Source organism: Sandarakinorhabdus sp., assembly GCF_031430775.1.
Lineage (GTDB): Bacteria > Pseudomonadota > Alphaproteobacteria > Sphingomonadales > Sphingomonadaceae > Sandarakinorhabdus.
This window is the reverse complement of sequence record NZ_JANPCD010000170.1, coordinates 28,816-42,189: the sequence shown is the minus strand read 5'-3', so window position 1 is coordinate 42,189 and position 13,374 is coordinate 28,816. Positions and strand designations below refer to the sequence as shown.

Annotated in this window: 12 protein-coding genes and 2 tRNA genes; 7 read left to right on the top strand and 7 right to left on the bottom strand. The window is 65.1% G+C overall.

All coding sequences use genetic code 11. The features are described 5' to 3' along the window. Window positions 1–8 precede the first annotated feature (8 nt). A tRNA-Cys gene (locus RMQ73_RS10980) sits at window positions 9–82 on the bottom strand. 109 nt (window positions 83–191) lie between these two features. Here RMQ73_RS10980 and RMQ73_RS10975 point away from each other — a divergent pair. The 4 genes from RMQ73_RS10975 (at window position 192) to RMQ73_RS10960 (ending at window position 4,578) form a co-directional block, all read left to right on the top strand. Further along, on the top strand, window positions 192–830 hold the full coding sequence (locus RMQ73_RS10975) for a protein-L-isoaspartate O-methyltransferase (protein ID WP_310498273.1): 639 nt from the start codon (window positions 192–194) through the stop codon (window positions 828–830). 71 nt (window positions 831–901) lie between these two features. Beyond that, window positions 902–1,195 (top strand): DUF2497 domain-containing protein, encoded by a 294-nt coding sequence (locus RMQ73_RS10970; protein WP_310498272.1) that lies wholly within the window; start codon window positions 902–904, stop codon window positions 1,193–1,195. An 81-nt stretch (window positions 1,196–1,276) separates the two neighbouring features. Then, a complete protein-coding gene (locus RMQ73_RS10965; RefSeq protein WP_310498271.1) occupies window positions 1,277–4,087 on the top strand; it encodes a valine--tRNA ligase in 2,811 nt (936 codons plus the stop codon). After that, complete coding sequence (locus RMQ73_RS10960) at window positions 4,087–4,578, top strand: GAF domain-containing protein (RefSeq protein WP_310498270.1); 492 nt, start codon at window positions 4,087–4,089, stop codon at window positions 4,576–4,578. Before RMQ73_RS10965 ends, RMQ73_RS10960 begins: the two co-directional genes overlap by 1 nt. On the opposite strand, the gene RMQ73_RS10955 is transcribed toward RMQ73_RS10960, so the two are convergent. Both RMQ73_RS10955 and RMQ73_RS10950 read right to left on the bottom strand, forming a co-directional pair. Next, window positions 4,579–6,234 (bottom strand): M56 family metallopeptidase, encoded by a 1,656-nt coding sequence (locus RMQ73_RS10955; RefSeq protein WP_310498269.1) that lies wholly within the window; start codon window positions 6,232–6,234, stop codon window positions 4,579–4,581. Next, window positions 6,231–6,608, bottom strand: a complete 378-nt coding sequence (locus RMQ73_RS10950) for a BlaI/MecI/CopY family transcriptional regulator (protein WP_310498267.1) — start codon at window positions 6,606–6,608, stop codon at window positions 6,231–6,233. Before RMQ73_RS10950 ends, RMQ73_RS10955 begins: the two co-directional genes overlap by 4 nt. A gap of 150 nt (window positions 6,609–6,758) precedes the next feature. Here RMQ73_RS10950 and RMQ73_RS10945 point away from each other — a divergent pair. Further along, window positions 6,759–6,832: transfer RNA gene (locus tag RMQ73_RS10945), tRNA-Gly, on the top strand. A 192-nt stretch (window positions 6,833–7,024) separates the two neighbouring features. On the opposite strand, the gene RMQ73_RS10940 is transcribed toward RMQ73_RS10945, so the two are convergent. The 4 genes from RMQ73_RS10940 to RMQ73_RS10925 form a co-directional block, all read right to left on the bottom strand. After that, window positions 7,025–7,177, bottom strand: coding sequence for a hypothetical protein (locus tag RMQ73_RS10940; RefSeq protein WP_310498266.1), 153 nt, complete (start codon window positions 7,175–7,177; stop codon window positions 7,025–7,027). After that, on the bottom strand, window positions 7,177–8,328 hold the full coding sequence (locus RMQ73_RS10935) for an aminotransferase (protein WP_310498265.1): 1,152 nt from the start codon (window positions 8,326–8,328) through the stop codon (window positions 7,177–7,179). The genes RMQ73_RS10940 and RMQ73_RS10935 overlap by 1 nt, the downstream gene beginning before the upstream one ends. A 40-nt stretch (window positions 8,329–8,368) precedes the next feature. Next, a complete protein-coding gene (locus RMQ73_RS10930; RefSeq protein ID WP_310498264.1) occupies window positions 8,369–10,261 on the bottom strand; it encodes a S41 family peptidase in 1,893 nt (630 codons plus the stop codon). Between the two features lie 119 nt (window positions 10,262–10,380). Next, the gene (locus RMQ73_RS10925; protein WP_310498263.1) at window positions 10,381–11,487 is read right to left on the bottom strand and encodes a helix-turn-helix transcriptional regulator; all 1,107 of its coding nucleotides are present in this window, start codon (window positions 11,485–11,487) and stop codon (window positions 10,381–10,383) included. 85 nt (window positions 11,488–11,572) lie between these two features. Between RMQ73_RS10925 and RMQ73_RS10920 the strand changes: the two genes are divergently transcribed. Both RMQ73_RS10920 and RMQ73_RS10915 read left to right on the top strand, forming a co-directional pair. After that, the gene (locus RMQ73_RS10920; protein ID WP_310498262.1) at window positions 11,573–12,544 is read left to right on the top strand and encodes a nitronate monooxygenase family protein; all 972 of its coding nucleotides are present in this window, start codon (window positions 11,573–11,575) and stop codon (window positions 12,542–12,544) included. Beyond that, window positions 12,544–13,371, top strand: coding sequence for an enoyl-CoA hydratase-related protein (locus tag RMQ73_RS10915; RefSeq protein WP_310498261.1), 828 nt, complete (start codon window positions 12,544–12,546; stop codon window positions 13,369–13,371). The genes RMQ73_RS10920 and RMQ73_RS10915 overlap by 1 nt, the downstream gene beginning before the upstream one ends. Window positions 13,372–13,374 lie beyond the last annotated feature (3 nt).

The window sequence follows — 13,374 nt, the reverse complement described above, 5'->3', positions numbered from 1 at the left end:
AAGGTAGGTGGAGGCCCGACCGGGAATCGAACCCGGGTGCACGGATTTGCAGTCCGTTACGTCACCACTCCGCCATCGGGCCCCATCGCGATGCCTGCGCGGGAATGCTCCCCTAGCAATGACGCTTGGCGAGGGCAACCTTCATGGTTACAGAACGCGTGCCGACGCCCCCGAATTGCAAGAGTGTGCGAGTGACCAGCGATTTTTCCGCCATGCGCCAGAGCATGATCGACAGCCAGCTCAAGACGGTCGGGATCACCGATGCCAGCTTGCTGGCCGCCATGGGCACGGTGCCGCGCGAGATATTCCTTGGGCAGAAACAGCAGAGCCTGGCCTATGCCGATGCCGCGCAGCCGCTGGCGCCGGGCCGCTGGCTGCTGGAGCCGCTGGTGCTGGCGCTGCTGCTCCAGAATGCCGGCGTGACACCGGGGATGCGCGTTCTGGTCGTTGGCAGCGGCAGCGGCTATTCCGCAGCCGTGCTGGCGCATATGGGGGCGCAGGTGACCGCACTCGAATCAGATACGGCGCTGGCGGCGCTGGCCGAATCGGCCGGTGTAGTCACCCGCACAGGCCCGCTGGCAGATGGCTGGGCGCCCGGAGCACCCTATGACCTCATGCTGTTCGAAGGCGCCATCGAACATGTGCCGGCAGCATTGTGGGCGCAGTTGGCTGGCGGTGGCCGCATTGCAGCGGTGGTGCGAACCAGTGGAGTCGGCGGCGCCTATGCCGGATCGGTGCTCGCGGATGGCGCAATTGCCGGCCTGCCCTTCCTCGAAGTGGCAGCATATCCGCTTCCCGGCTTTGCCCGGCCGAAAAAATTCGCCTTTTGAGAGCTGCAAATCGTTAAAGGGTATTCACACTCTCTGGTCATCGCGCTGTCTGCGCCTTATGATGACTTCGTATGAGCGACTTGCCTCCCACCATTGACGCCATCCTCGCCTCCATCCGCGCCCGTGTGACGGGCGATGATGCCGAAGACGAGGGAGCGGCGCTGGTGGCACCGCCGCCGCCGCCGGTCATGATCGCCGAGGTCGGCGCCGTGGAGATCACGCCCACAATCGGCGCCATGACGCTGGACACGCTCATGCGCCAGATGATGACACCGATGCTCAAGGCCTGGCTCGACGCCCATATGCCGGAAATCGTCGAGCGGCTGGCGCGTGAGGAAATCCGCCGGCTGACTGGCAAGATGTAGCGCCAACGCATACCCGTCGGTAACTCTTTGGGGGCTTTTGCGGGCTTTCGCGCGACTGCCGCACCCGCTAACAGCGGTTCCATGACCGACAGCCCGACCCTTATTGACAAGACCTTTGACCCGGCGAGCATCGAAAGCCGCTGGTATACGCATTGGGAAGCCACCGGCGCCTTTCGCCCGGCGCGGCCCGATGCCAAGCCGTTCACCATCGTCATCCCGCCGCCCAATGTGACAGGCAGCCTGCATATCGGTCATGCGCTGGACAACACGTTGCAGGATCTGCTGATCCGCTGGCACCGGCTGCAAGGCCGCGATGCGCGCTGGGTGGTCGGCACCGACCATGCCGGCATCGCCACGCAGATGGTGGTGGAACGCCAGCTGATGGAAAGCCGGTTGCCGGGCCGCACCGCCATGGGCCGCGAGGCGTTTGTGGCCAAGGTCTGGGAATGGAAGGAAGAAAGCGGCGGCACCATCACCGGCCAGTTGCGCCGGCTGGGCGCCAGTTGCGACTGGGCAAACGAGCGCTTCACCATGGACGAGGGTTTCAACACCGCCGTCATCAAGGTGTTCGTCGAGTTGCACAGACAGGGCTTGCTGTACCGCGACAAGCGGCTGGTGAACTGGGACCCCAAGCTGGGCACGGCGATTTCCGACCTTGAGGTGGAAACCCGCGAAGTGGCCGGCAGCTTCACCCATATCCGCTATCCACTGGCGGACGGCGCGGTGCTGGACAGCGGCGCGGACCATATCATCGTGGCAACGACGCGCCCCGAAACGATGCTGGGCGACACCGCCGTCGCCGTGAACCCGGACGATGCGCGCTATGCGTCGGTGATCGGCAAGTTCGTGGTGCTGCCCATCACCGGCCGCCGCATCCCGATCATTGCCGATGAACATGCCGATGCCGAACTGGGCAGCGGCGCCGTCAAGATCACACCGGCCCATGATTTCAACGACTGGCAGGTCTATGAGCGCAACAAGACCATCGGCTACATCAACATCCTCGATGGCAAGGCGCAGATCTGTGCCGCTGACGGCGTGCCGGCCGATTATATCGGGCTCGCCCGCGAGGAGGCGCGCAAAAAGGTCGTGGCCGACCTGGAAGCGCTCGGCCTGATCGAATCGATCGAGCAAAAGACCATCCAGATGCCCTATGGCGATCGTTCGGGCGTGGTGATCGAACCGTGGCTGACCGACCAATGGTATGTGAATGCCGCCGAACTGGCCAAGGACGCGCTTGCTGCGGTGCAGGATGGCCGCACCCAGTTCGTGCCCAAGACCTGGGAAAAGACCTATTTCAACTGGATGGAGAATATTCAGCCCTGGTGCGTGAGCCGCCAGCTTTGGTGGGGTCACCGCATTCCGGCCTGGTATGGTCCGGGCGGTGAGTGCTTCGTGGCCGAGACCGAGAACGAGGCGCAGACAATGGCCGGGAGCCTGGTGCTGACGCGCGACGAGGACGTCCTCGACACCTGGTTCTCCTCTGCACTCGGGCCCTTTGCCACCCTCGGCTGGCCAATCGATCCCGTCACCCCCGCGCAGGCGGGGGTCCATCGCCCGACCGGAGATGCAGGTCGCGACACGCCGGAGATGGCTTCCCGCCTTCGCGGGAATGACGAAACACGGGGGCTGCAACCCGGCGATCCCGGCTATGATCTGGCCCGCCATTATCCCGGCGATGTGCTGGTCACCGGCTTCGACATCATCTTCTTCTGGGTCGCCCGCATGATGATGCAGGGGCTGCATTTCATGGGCCCGGAGCGGAGCGACCCCGCTGATCGCGTGCCATTCAAGACCGTCTATTGCCATGGCCTGGTGCGCGACGCCCAGGGCCAGAAAATGTCGAAATCCAAGGGCAACACCGTCGATCCGCTCACCCTCATCGACAAATATGGCGCCGATGCGCTGCGTTTCACGCTGACCGCGATGGAAACGCAAGGCCGCGATATCAAGCTGAACGAAAGCCGCATCGAAGGCTATCGCAACTTTGCCACCAAGCTGTGGAATGCCGCGCGATTCTGCCAGTCCAACGGCATTTCGGGCCATGACAGCGCCTTGCCGCCCGCCGCCCTCCAGCCGGTCAACCGCTGGATCATCGGCGAAGTGAAACAGGCGGCACAGGCGCTGGAACAGGCCATCGCCGACTTCCGCTTCGATGCCTATGCCGATGCCATCTACAAACTGGTGTGGAACCGGTTTTGCGACTGGTATGTCGAGTTGATCAAGCCGCTGCTGGCTGAAGGCGCAGATGCTGCGGTGGCGGCGGAGACTCGCGCCGTTGCTGGCTGGGCGCTCGACCAGATATTGGTCATGCTCAACCCGGTGATGCCGTTCCTGACCGAGGAGCTTTGGCACAAGCTGGCAGTGCGCAGCCGTGACCTGATCGGATCGGGCTGGGTGCAAACCGGCGCGCTGCCTTTCGACGCAGCAGCAAGCGCCGACATCGACTGGCTGATCGGGCTGATTTCGGAAGTGCGCTCGGCGCGAACAGAACTGAATGTGCCGCCCGGCGCACGGCTGTCATACAGCGTGGAAGGCGCTGACGCTGCGACGCTGGCGCGGCTGGTAGCGCAGGCTCCCGCAATCGAGCGACTGGCACGGATTGCACCAGGTGACGCAGCAGCAGGCGGTGGGCGGCTCCAGGTCGTGCACGGGGAGGCGACGCTGTTGATCCCGATTGGCGATGTCATCGATCTGGCATCCGAACGGGCCCGGCTGGAAAAGGCCATGGCCGGGGCGATCAAAGAACGCGACGCACTGGCGGGCCGGCTTTCCAACCCCGGCTTTACCGAAAAGGCCAAGCCCGAAGCGGTGGAAAAGGCGCGGGAAGATCATGCCGCGCGAAACGAAGAAGCGCAGCGGCTGGCGGCCGCACTGCAGAGGCTGGGCTGATGTCGTTTGCCGCCCCTGCCCTTTCAGGCACCAAGCCCGAACAATATGCCGAACTGGCCTCGCAGCTGGGCGGTCTCATGGCCGACGAGCGCGATTTCATCGCCAATGCCGCCAACATGGCCGCGCTCATCTACACACAGCTGGATGGCCTCAATTGGGCGGGGCTGTATCTGATGCGCAGCGGCGAACTGGTGCTGGGGCCGTTCCAGGGCAAGCCGGCTTGCATCCGCATCCCGTTGGGACGCGGCGTCTGCGGCACGGCGGCGGCGACGCGCGAGACGCAGGTCGTTGCCGATGTCCATGCTTTTCCCGGCCATATCGCCTGTGATGCCGACAGCCGTTCCGAAATTGTCGTGCCGCTGCTGCGCGACGGCGTCATCATTGGCGTGCTCGACCTCGACAGCCCGAGGCCCGGCCGCTTCGATGAAGGCGACCGGGCCGGGCTTGAGGCGCTGGCGGCGCTGTTTCTGGACGCCAGCGACGATTTTTGATCAGTTGGTCTTGATGATGATGCGGTCGCCGTTTCGCATCTGACTGTTCACAGCCTGGTCGATGCCCTTGAGCGCCTCGGCGCGCTGCGCGTCGGACAGATTGCGGTCACGCGCGATGCTGGTGCGCGCAGTTGCCAGCGCCTTGGCGACCTGTTCGCGATAATCGACACCGCAGGTCGCCAGCCGGGACAGCTCGGCGTTCTTGTCCATCGGCGTGCCGGCTGCGTTGCAGCGCTCTGTCATGTCCGCGCGCACCTTGGCCATCATGGCTTCGCGACTTGGCATGTTCAGGCGCACATGTTCGGCGCGAATCATGTCCTTATGGGCCTGGTCCATGGCGCGATGCGCTTGGCCCATGGCGCCATGGGCTTCGGTCATCGCCTTGTCAGCCTCCGCCGCGTCCTTGCCGTCGGCGAACCGCCGGATCATCACGGTCCGGTGCTTGCCATCGCCGCCCACCACCGCATCGGGCGCGTCCGGTCCGCCGACATCATCCGTTACAACCTGGCCGTCCTTGATGACCATGGTGCGGATGATGCGCTTCTCGCCCGGCTTCACATCCTTGCCGGCTTCCACGCGGATTATCTCGATGTGTGGCGGCTTCGGTGCAGCGGGCACGGCCGGAGCCGCCGCCGGGTGCGGCGCAGCGGGAGCCGCCGGTGCCTGCGGGGCTGCAGGCACCGGCGGGACAACCGGCGCCGGCTGCACCTGGGCACCACTGGCCGTGGCGATCAGGCCAAGGACAATGGCAGAAGCGATGGTGGCGGCGCCGGCAGCAAGGCGGGCACGTCCGAAATTGCGATATTTCATCATGAGGATGCGTTCCTTGAGTTGGGATTTGTGGTTCATGGCGCAAGCCGCAGTCGGGGTGCGGGCGCAGGCGGATTTCAGGACGGCGCTGCCATAAGCGGCGCGGGCATTTGCGGCGGCACCGGACAGGACAGAGGCGTCGCAAGCCAGCTCCTGATCGGCACGAAAGGCGCGCCACGCGATGTGGGCGATGGGGTTCCACCAGTGCAGCGCCACGAACAGCAGGCCGGCAAAATTGGCCCAGATATCGCGCCGGTCATGGTGCGCGCCTTCGTGCAGCAGTGCCAGGCGGCGTTCCTCCGGCGTATATCGGGTGCGAAAATCCGCAGGCAGGAAGATGCGGCGCGAGACAATGCCAGCCGCCATCGGGCCATCGACATTGGGGCTGATGACGATGTCGATGCCGGCCTGGCGGCTGAGCAGTTCGCTGTCCGTCATCGCGCGGCGCAGGAACAGGACATAGCGTGCCATCTGCCAGCCGAACCAGACAATGGCGCCCGCCAGCCAGAGCAGCAGCAAGACCTGAACCGGATCGGCGATCAAGCCGGCGGTCGGCGGCGGCGCGGTAGTGGTCAGGACCGGTGGCAGGATCGGGGGCATCGCTGCTGCGCTTGCCGGGTCCATCAGGGCGAATGCGGCGCCGCCCGCCGGCGTTTCGCCCGCGACCGGGACATAGAGCGGCTGCCAACCGGGCAGCGCCGGCAGCATCATGCGCAGCACCGGCAACAGCCAAAGCGCATAGGCGATACGCGCCCCGAACATGCGCGCCATCGGCCGGCGCACCAGCGCAACGAACAGCATCAACAGACTTGACCCGACAAGGGCCTCGATCAGCCAGACGGTCATGAACGCAGCTCCCGGACAAGGGCTTCGAGTTCGGCGATATCGGCTTCTGTCAGGTCGCCGCGCGTTGCCAGATGGGCCACCAGCGGCGCCGGGCGACCGCCATACAACCGATCAACCAGCCGCCGCGATTCGCCCGCGACATAATCCGAGCGTGCGACATTGGGGCGATACAGATACCGGCGGCCATCCTCGGCAAACGCCAGCACGCCCTTGGCGGCAAGCCGCGACAACAGGGTTTTGACGGTTGCCAGCGTCCAGGCCATGTCGCCAAGCTGCGCCGCCACGTCTTGCGCGGTGGCGGGGCTTTGCCGCCAAAGCACTTCCATGACCGCCAGTTCGGCTTCGCTGATGCGTTCTGTGGGCGGTGCTGGCATGGGCTGCGACTCGATGATTACAACTGTAGTCATCAATACTGACTACATCCGTAGTCGTCAAGAGTGTTCTGCATGACTGGTACGGTGAATTCGGCCACCGCGACGCCGACAGTTGACCTGCGGCCCCGCGCCATGGCAAGCGGCCCTCAGGCGGGCATGATGTAGTGGTAGCCTGGCAGCTTCCCATGCTGCTCGTGCGGGTTCGATTCCCGCTGCCCGCTCCAGCGCAGCCGGGCGCGCAAATTGCGCGCAACGCAATTTGCCGACTCCGGCAAGCGCGGCCGGCGGGCGAACGACCGGCCTACAGGCCGGCACGTTCGGCCCGTCCGACGCGCGGGCCTTGCCCGCAACCTGCCTTGCTTGCTTTTCGCTTCAGCGGACTCGACGGCTTTGCCGGCGGCCGCAGTCAGATGCGCCTACCGCGTCACCGCGTAATAAATCACATAAAACCAGGTCAAGAACCCGTGCACGATCGCCCACAGGATCGATTTGTGCAGGCTCCAGCTGATGACCATGGCCAGTGCCGAGCCAAAGCCGATGCCGGATCTGACAACTTCCTTCTTCTCCATCACGCCGCTCCCTTGCTGAACAAATCCCGCGCCCGTGCCAACCGCAGCGCCCCTTCATCAAGCACGGCATCGCTTTTGGCAAAACACAGCCGCACAAGTCCGGTTTCGGGCGCGGCGGCGTAAAAGGCCGACATGGGGATCGCCGCGACACCAACCTCGCGCACAGCGCGCTCGCAAAAGGCGATGTCATCCATGGCAACGCCGGACGCCGCGAGATCGACGGATATGAAATAGGAGCCGGCGGAAGGCAGCAGGTGCCAGCCAGCGGCAAACAATGTCTCCGACAGGCGCGCCTTGGCGGCCGTCAGCCGCGCGCGGGATGCCGCGAACCAGTCAGGCGGCAATGCCAGGCCGACGGCAACCGCGCTCTGAAGCGGCGGCGGCGTCGTGAAGGTCAGGAATTGGTGCATCCCCGCCACCCGCTCGGCCAGGCTCGGCTCGGCCACCGCCCAACCAACCTTCCAGCCGGTCAGCGCCAGTATCTTGCCGGCCGAGCCGATCTTGATGGTACGCGCCGCCATGCCGGGGCGGCTGGCGAGCGGAATATGCGGCGCGTCGCCGGTCAGCACATGTTCCCAGACCTCGTCGGAAATGGCGATCAGGTCGTGTGCGGCGCAGGTCGCGGCAATGATATCGAGATCGGCAGCCGGGCAAACCGATGCCGCCGGGTTTTGCGGGTTGTTGAGAATGAGCGCGCGGGTGCGCGGAGAGATGGCGGCAGCCAGCGCCCCGGCATCGATGCGCCAGTCGGGCGGATTGAGGCGCACCGGCACCGGCACACCGCCGGCGCGGCGGATGAGCGGCAGATAGGCGTCGTACAATGGTTCGAAGACGATGACTTCGTCGCCGGGCTGAACCACCGCCAATATGCCCGCCGCCAGTGCCTCCGTGGCCCCGGATGTGATGATGACCTGATCGGGCGACAGCACCAGCCCCTGGTGCACGGCATAATGATCGCATACGGCACGGCGCAGCTCAGGCAGGCCGCGCATCGGGGGATATTGGTTGTTGCCGCGCTGAACGGCTTCTGCCGCCGCCCCCAGCACCGCATCGGACCATCCAAAATCGGGAAAGCCTTGGCCCAGATTGACGGCATCATGGGCGCGGGCGAGGCCCGACATATGCTCGAAGATGGTCGTGCCAGCCTGCATGCGCCCCTTGTGGCATGCAGCCCGGCGCACGGCCAGCCCCTCAGGCGGGGCGCAACTGATAGCTGTGGCGCATGATGAACGGCTGTCCGCGCGTGCGGCTCATGCGGGTGATGCGCAGTCCTTGTTTGTCCTGGGTCAGGATGGTGCGAATCGTCACCGGCCGGTCGTTTTCCGTGCCCTTGCCGTCCAGCACCATGGTCAACGCGCCATCGCGGCTGCGGCGCAATTCCGACACTGCCAGCGTCTCGCGGGTCTTGCCGCTGATGATTGTCAGGGTCTTGCCGTCTGGCGTGAAGGCCCAGTTTTCGATTGATCGAACGGTGTTGGCCGGGCCATCATCAAAGGCCCAGGACAAGTTCAGGCCACGGGCGGTCAGCAGCGTCGGCAGGCTGGCACGCGTGTCGTCGCCATAATCGCGGTAATCCAGCGTGCCTGCCCAATTTCCGGCCAGCGCGCCGGCAAGGGTGGCGGCGGCATCAAGTGCAGCAGGCGGAGCTGGCAAATCGCGGGCCACTTCGACGGCGCGGTCGCGCGCGGCCTCGAAATCGGCGAGTGTCGGCACCACCAGCACATCGGCGGCAACACCCCGGCGCGGCGTGAAAGCCGTGATATTGGTGCGGTTCCAGGCATTTGGCACGCGCACCTTGATGCCGCTTTTCGGCAGGGTCACAAGAAAGATCCGGCCCGCTGTCGGTCCCTCGGCACTGCCCGATCCTTCCTCGCCGACCAACGTCGCGCCCCGCCGTTCCTTGAGCCAGGCCACCGTACGGGTGGCGCCTGAGCCATTTTGCGGCCCCGTCAATACGGTCAGCCGGCCGGTGAAGCGTTCCGCCTCGGGCCGCGGGTCGTGCGATATGGTGCTGTCATCGTCGTCGCGCTCGTCGGTCCCTGCCGGGATGCGGTCGTACCAGCCATCGGCGGTGCGGGTGAAGGCGGCCTCCGGCGGGTAGAACAGTGCATCACGCTCGCCCCAGCTGCTGATGTGTCGTGCAAGATCGCCATAGCGGATGGCCTTGTAGCGCACTGGCTTGGACCAGGTGAACGGTGCATCGAACAGATAGCGGGCCAGCGCGATCGAAACATCCTCGGAACCGCCGCCGTTGTTCCTGAGATCGAGGATCAGATGATCCGTGCCAGCCGCCTTCATGGCCCGGAAAAAGCCACCGAGATACGCCGTGGGCTGCACGGGATTGCGGTAGTTGACGAAGGTATCAATCTGCAACCGCGCCACCTTGCCTGCCATGCGCCAGGTCATGCTGTTATAGAATTCTTGCCGATGATTGCCGTCGGGCGCAGCAAGCCGCGTCCACGCATCGAAGCTGATGGGCGCCAGAGCCGTGCGCTCGTTCCTGCCGGCACCGGGCATTTTCCATGCCACGTCCCAGCTCTTGGCGGCGCCGTACAATCCCGGCCAATATTCGTCGAAATCGCTGCCCGACAAATCGCTGTCATCCGCGATCTTGACCGCGATGGCCTGATCGGTGTCGCCGTCATAGGCGACGAGCGGCGCCAGCGCGGCGAGAATTTGCGGCACTGGCCGGCCATTGATGGCCGTGATTTCGGAACCGGCAGGCAGCGCGCCCGAAAGCACCACCATACGCCCTTCAATCAGGCGGAACCGCAGCGGCAGATGGCTGGGATTGATGCGGCGCCATGCGTCGATGGCATCGGGCAATTCGGGTTTGCTGTGGTCGCAGTGGATGCTGGCGACCAGCCGCGCAATCTCGCGGTGCAGCGCCAGCGTGGCGATTGGCTGGCGCGCCAGGGCTTCGAGCCGGGTAAAACTGGCGTCCATGTCGCGCTTGGGCGTGTAGCGATACAGGCCGGGGTGAACGGTCTCCAGCGCGCGGCGCAGCAACGCGACATCGCTGCTGGCCTGTTCGGCAGTAAGCATGGCATCGGGCATGTCGGCAGCCATGGCGGGCGCAGACATCAGCAGGGCGGCAATCAAGGATTTGCAAAACATGGCGCCGGTTCTCCGAAAGGTTGACGCCGTTTCCCTTGCGATTTCCGCGGGCAGCATCGCCCGAAATTCCCAAATACCGATGATTTTCAGGATTTGAGACGTACTGCGCTGGGCGACATGCCGACAAACTCCGCAAATGCGCGGTTGAAGCTGGCCTTGGAACGGAAGCCGGCATCCATCGCCATGGTCAAGATGGCGCGGCTGTCGGCGGGGTCTTCCAGCCATGCCCGGACCGCTGTCACGCGGCGACGGTTGATCACGGCATTGAAATTGGCGCCGAGCCCTTCGTTGAAGGCGCGCGCCAGGTAGTTGGTGTTGGTGCCGAGCGCCCGGGCGAGGCTGGTGGCGGTCAGGTCCGGGTCCTGCCACAGGCGGCGCGTCTCGATCTCCCCCACAAAACGCGCGCCCAGCGCCGCCCAGTCCCGGCCGGTCGGATCTCCGGCTGTTGCTGCTTGCCGGGCAGGCTGGGTATCGGGCGGCAAGGGGTAGCGCATGCGGGCGTGGCGCCAGCCCTCGACCCCAAGATAGATGACCAGCACCGAAAAGGTCACATAGAGCCAGAACTGGTCGAAGTAGTTGCGGCCGGGGTCACGCAGATTGGCGATGAAAAACCCCAGCCAGACCATCACGACAAGGCCAAGCGCGATCAGGAAATTGCGAATCCAGCCGGGATCGAAATCCACTGCATCGGTAACATTCTCGCCCAGCCAGCGCCGGTATTCGGCCCATGACGCCCAGGCAAGGCGGCCATAGATGGCCAGCGAAACGAACGTCGCCAGATCGAGCGCGGGCGAGATATAGGGCGCATGGACGGCGCCGTCCCACCAGTTCTTGACCGCCAGCGGCCATGGAAACACCAGCGCATCGGACGCGAACTGCACCGCCACCGGCAGAAAATGCGGCCACACCCGGCCCGGCGCCCTGCCCGTCAATGTCGCGGCGTAAAGCCAGAGCAGCGGCCCGAAGGCCAGCGTATATCGGAACGGCGCAAAGCTCAGCCAGCGCCAGCGATCGTAAAAGCCTGCATAGCCAATGATATAGGGCGTGATCAGTGCCGCCACGGCCAGGATCAACAGCGCCAGCCAGCGATTCGCAGCGCGGTTGGCGGGCGCCCGCCACAACAGCGCGGCCAGCACGAGTCCCTGCGCTGCCCCCACCAGCAACGTGATGCTCATCACCCCGAATACGATCACGCCCTGACCCTCCCACAAACGCGGCGTTGCCGCCAGCGCGGGGGCGGGTTAGCCATGGCAAAAGATCAGCATCGGGGACAAGGCCATGAAGACGCGCATCACCGAAATGTTCGGCATCGAACATCCGATCATCCAGGGCGGCATGCATTTTGTCGGCTTTGCCGAAATGGCGGCCGCCGTGTCCAATGCCGGCGGACTGGGCATCATCACCGGCCTGACGCAGCGCACGCCCGATGATCTTGCCAGCGAAATCGCCCGCTGCCGCGACATGACCGACAAGCCGTTCGGTGTGAACCTGACATTCCTGCCCAGCCTCGCGACGCCAGATTACCCCGGCTATATCAAGGCCATCATCGATGGCGGCGTGAAGGCGGTCGAAACCGCCGGCAACAATCCGGCAAAATGGCTGCCGGTGCTCAAGGAGGCCGGCATCAAGGTCATCCACAAATGCACCAGCGTGCGCCACAGCCTGAAGGCAGAATCGATCGGTTGTGATGCCGTCAGCGTCGATGGCTTCGAATGCGGCGGCCATCCCGGCGAGGATGACGTGCCCAACTGGATCCTGCTGCCCCGCGCCGCACAGGAACTGAAAATCCCGTTTGTGGCATCCGGCGGCGTTGCCACCGGCAGCCAGCTGGTGGCGGCGCTGGCGCTGGGTGCCGACGGCGTCAACATGGGCACGCGCTTCATCGCGACCGTCGAGGCGCCTGTGCATGACAATGTCAAACAGGCGATTTTGAACGCCACCGAGCTGGACACGCGGCTGGTGATGCGGCCGCTGCGCAACACGGAACGCGTGCTCAACAATGCGGCAGTCGAGCGCCTGCTGGCCAAGGAAAAGGCGCTGGGCCCGAACCTGAAGTTCGAGGACATCATCGAGGAAGTCGCCGGCGTGTATCCCAAGATCATGAAGGACGGCACGATGGAAGCCGGCGCCTGGTCGTGCGGCATGGTCGTCGGCCTGATCCACGACATTCCGACCTGCAAGCAGCTGATCGACACCATCATGGCCGATGCGCATGCCATCATCACCAAGCGGTTGCCGGGGTTCCTGTGATGACGGACGACAGCATTCTATATGCCGTGGCCGAGGGGGTGGCCGTCATCACCCTTAACCGCCCGGACAAGCTGAACGCCCTGACCCCGGACATGCTGAGCGCGTTCTTCGCCGCCGTGGCACGGGCGGGCGCGGACGATGCGGTCAGGGTGGTCGTGGTGACGGGTGCCGGGCGCGGATTCTCAGCCGGGCTCGACCTGTCGATCATCGGCACCGGTGCCGGCGGGCGCGTGGAGACACATCCGGACAGCGCGCCGCAATGGGGCGATGATGTCGGCCCGGCGCTGGCGCCCTATTATTCCGGCGGCTGGCCGGCGCTTATCACCTGCCGCAAGCCGACGATCGCGGCGGTGAACGGCCCGGCGTTCGGCTGGGGCTTCATCCTGTCATTGCACTGCGACATCCGCTTTGCCGCGCGCTCGGCCATGTTCAACGCCACCTTCGCGCGCATCGGCGTGCCCGGCGAGAAGGGCTCGGCCTGGCTGCTGACCCGGGCAATCGGGCCGGCACGGGCGATGGACCTGCTCTACAGCGCGCGGCGGTTCGACGGCACCGAGGCAGAGCGGCTGGGGCTGGTCAATGCCGTGCTCGATGACGATGCGCTGATGGCGCATGTGATGGAGTATGCGCGGAACATCGCTGCCTATTCCGCTCCGCGCAGCCTGGCTGCGATGAAGGCGCAGGTGTGGACGGCGATTGACGAGGATTACAGCACGGCCTTTGCCGCCGCCGATCTTGAGCAAGACAAGGCGACAGGAACAGAAGATTTCCGGGAGGCGTTCGCGAGTTACCGCGAAAAGCGGCTGCCGGCTTTCAAGGGCCGGTAGCAC

Bases quoted from the DNA above. Each gene is read 5' to 3' on its own strand.
- RMQ73_RS10915 (WP_310498261.1), top strand. From the start codon at position 12,544: ATGACGGACGACAGCATTCTATATGCCGTGGCCGAGGGGGTGGCCGTC.
- RMQ73_RS10955 (WP_310498269.1), bottom strand. From the start codon at position 6,234: ATGACCGTCTGGCTGATCGAGGCCCTTGTCGGGTCAAGTCTGTTGATG.
- RMQ73_RS10940 (WP_310498266.1), bottom strand. From the start codon at position 7,177: ATGGAGAAGAAGGAAGTTGTCAGATCCGGCATCGGCTTTGGCTCGGCA.
- RMQ73_RS10920 (WP_310498262.1), top strand. From the start codon at position 11,573: ATGAAGACGCGCATCACCGAAATGTTCGGCATCGAACATCCGATCATC.
- RMQ73_RS10960 (WP_310498270.1), top strand. From the start codon at position 4,087: ATGTCGTTTGCCGCCCCTGCCCTTTCAGGCACCAAGCCCGAACAATAT.
- RMQ73_RS10935 (WP_310498265.1), bottom strand. From the start codon at position 8,328: ATGCAGGCTGGCACGACCATCTTCGAGCATATGTCGGGCCTCGCCCGC.
- RMQ73_RS10950 (WP_310498267.1), bottom strand. From the start codon at position 6,608: ATGCCAGCACCGCCCACAGAACGCATCAGCGAAGCCGAACTGGCGGTC.
- RMQ73_RS10930 (WP_310498264.1), bottom strand. From the start codon at position 10,261: ATGTCTGCGCCCGCCATGGCTGCCGACATGCCCGATGCCATGCTTACT.
- RMQ73_RS10970 (WP_310498272.1), top strand. From the start codon at position 902: ATGAGCGACTTGCCTCCCACCATTGACGCCATCCTCGCCTCCATCCGC.
- RMQ73_RS10965 (WP_310498271.1), top strand. From the start codon at position 1,277: ATGACCGACAGCCCGACCCTTATTGACAAGACCTTTGACCCGGCGAGC.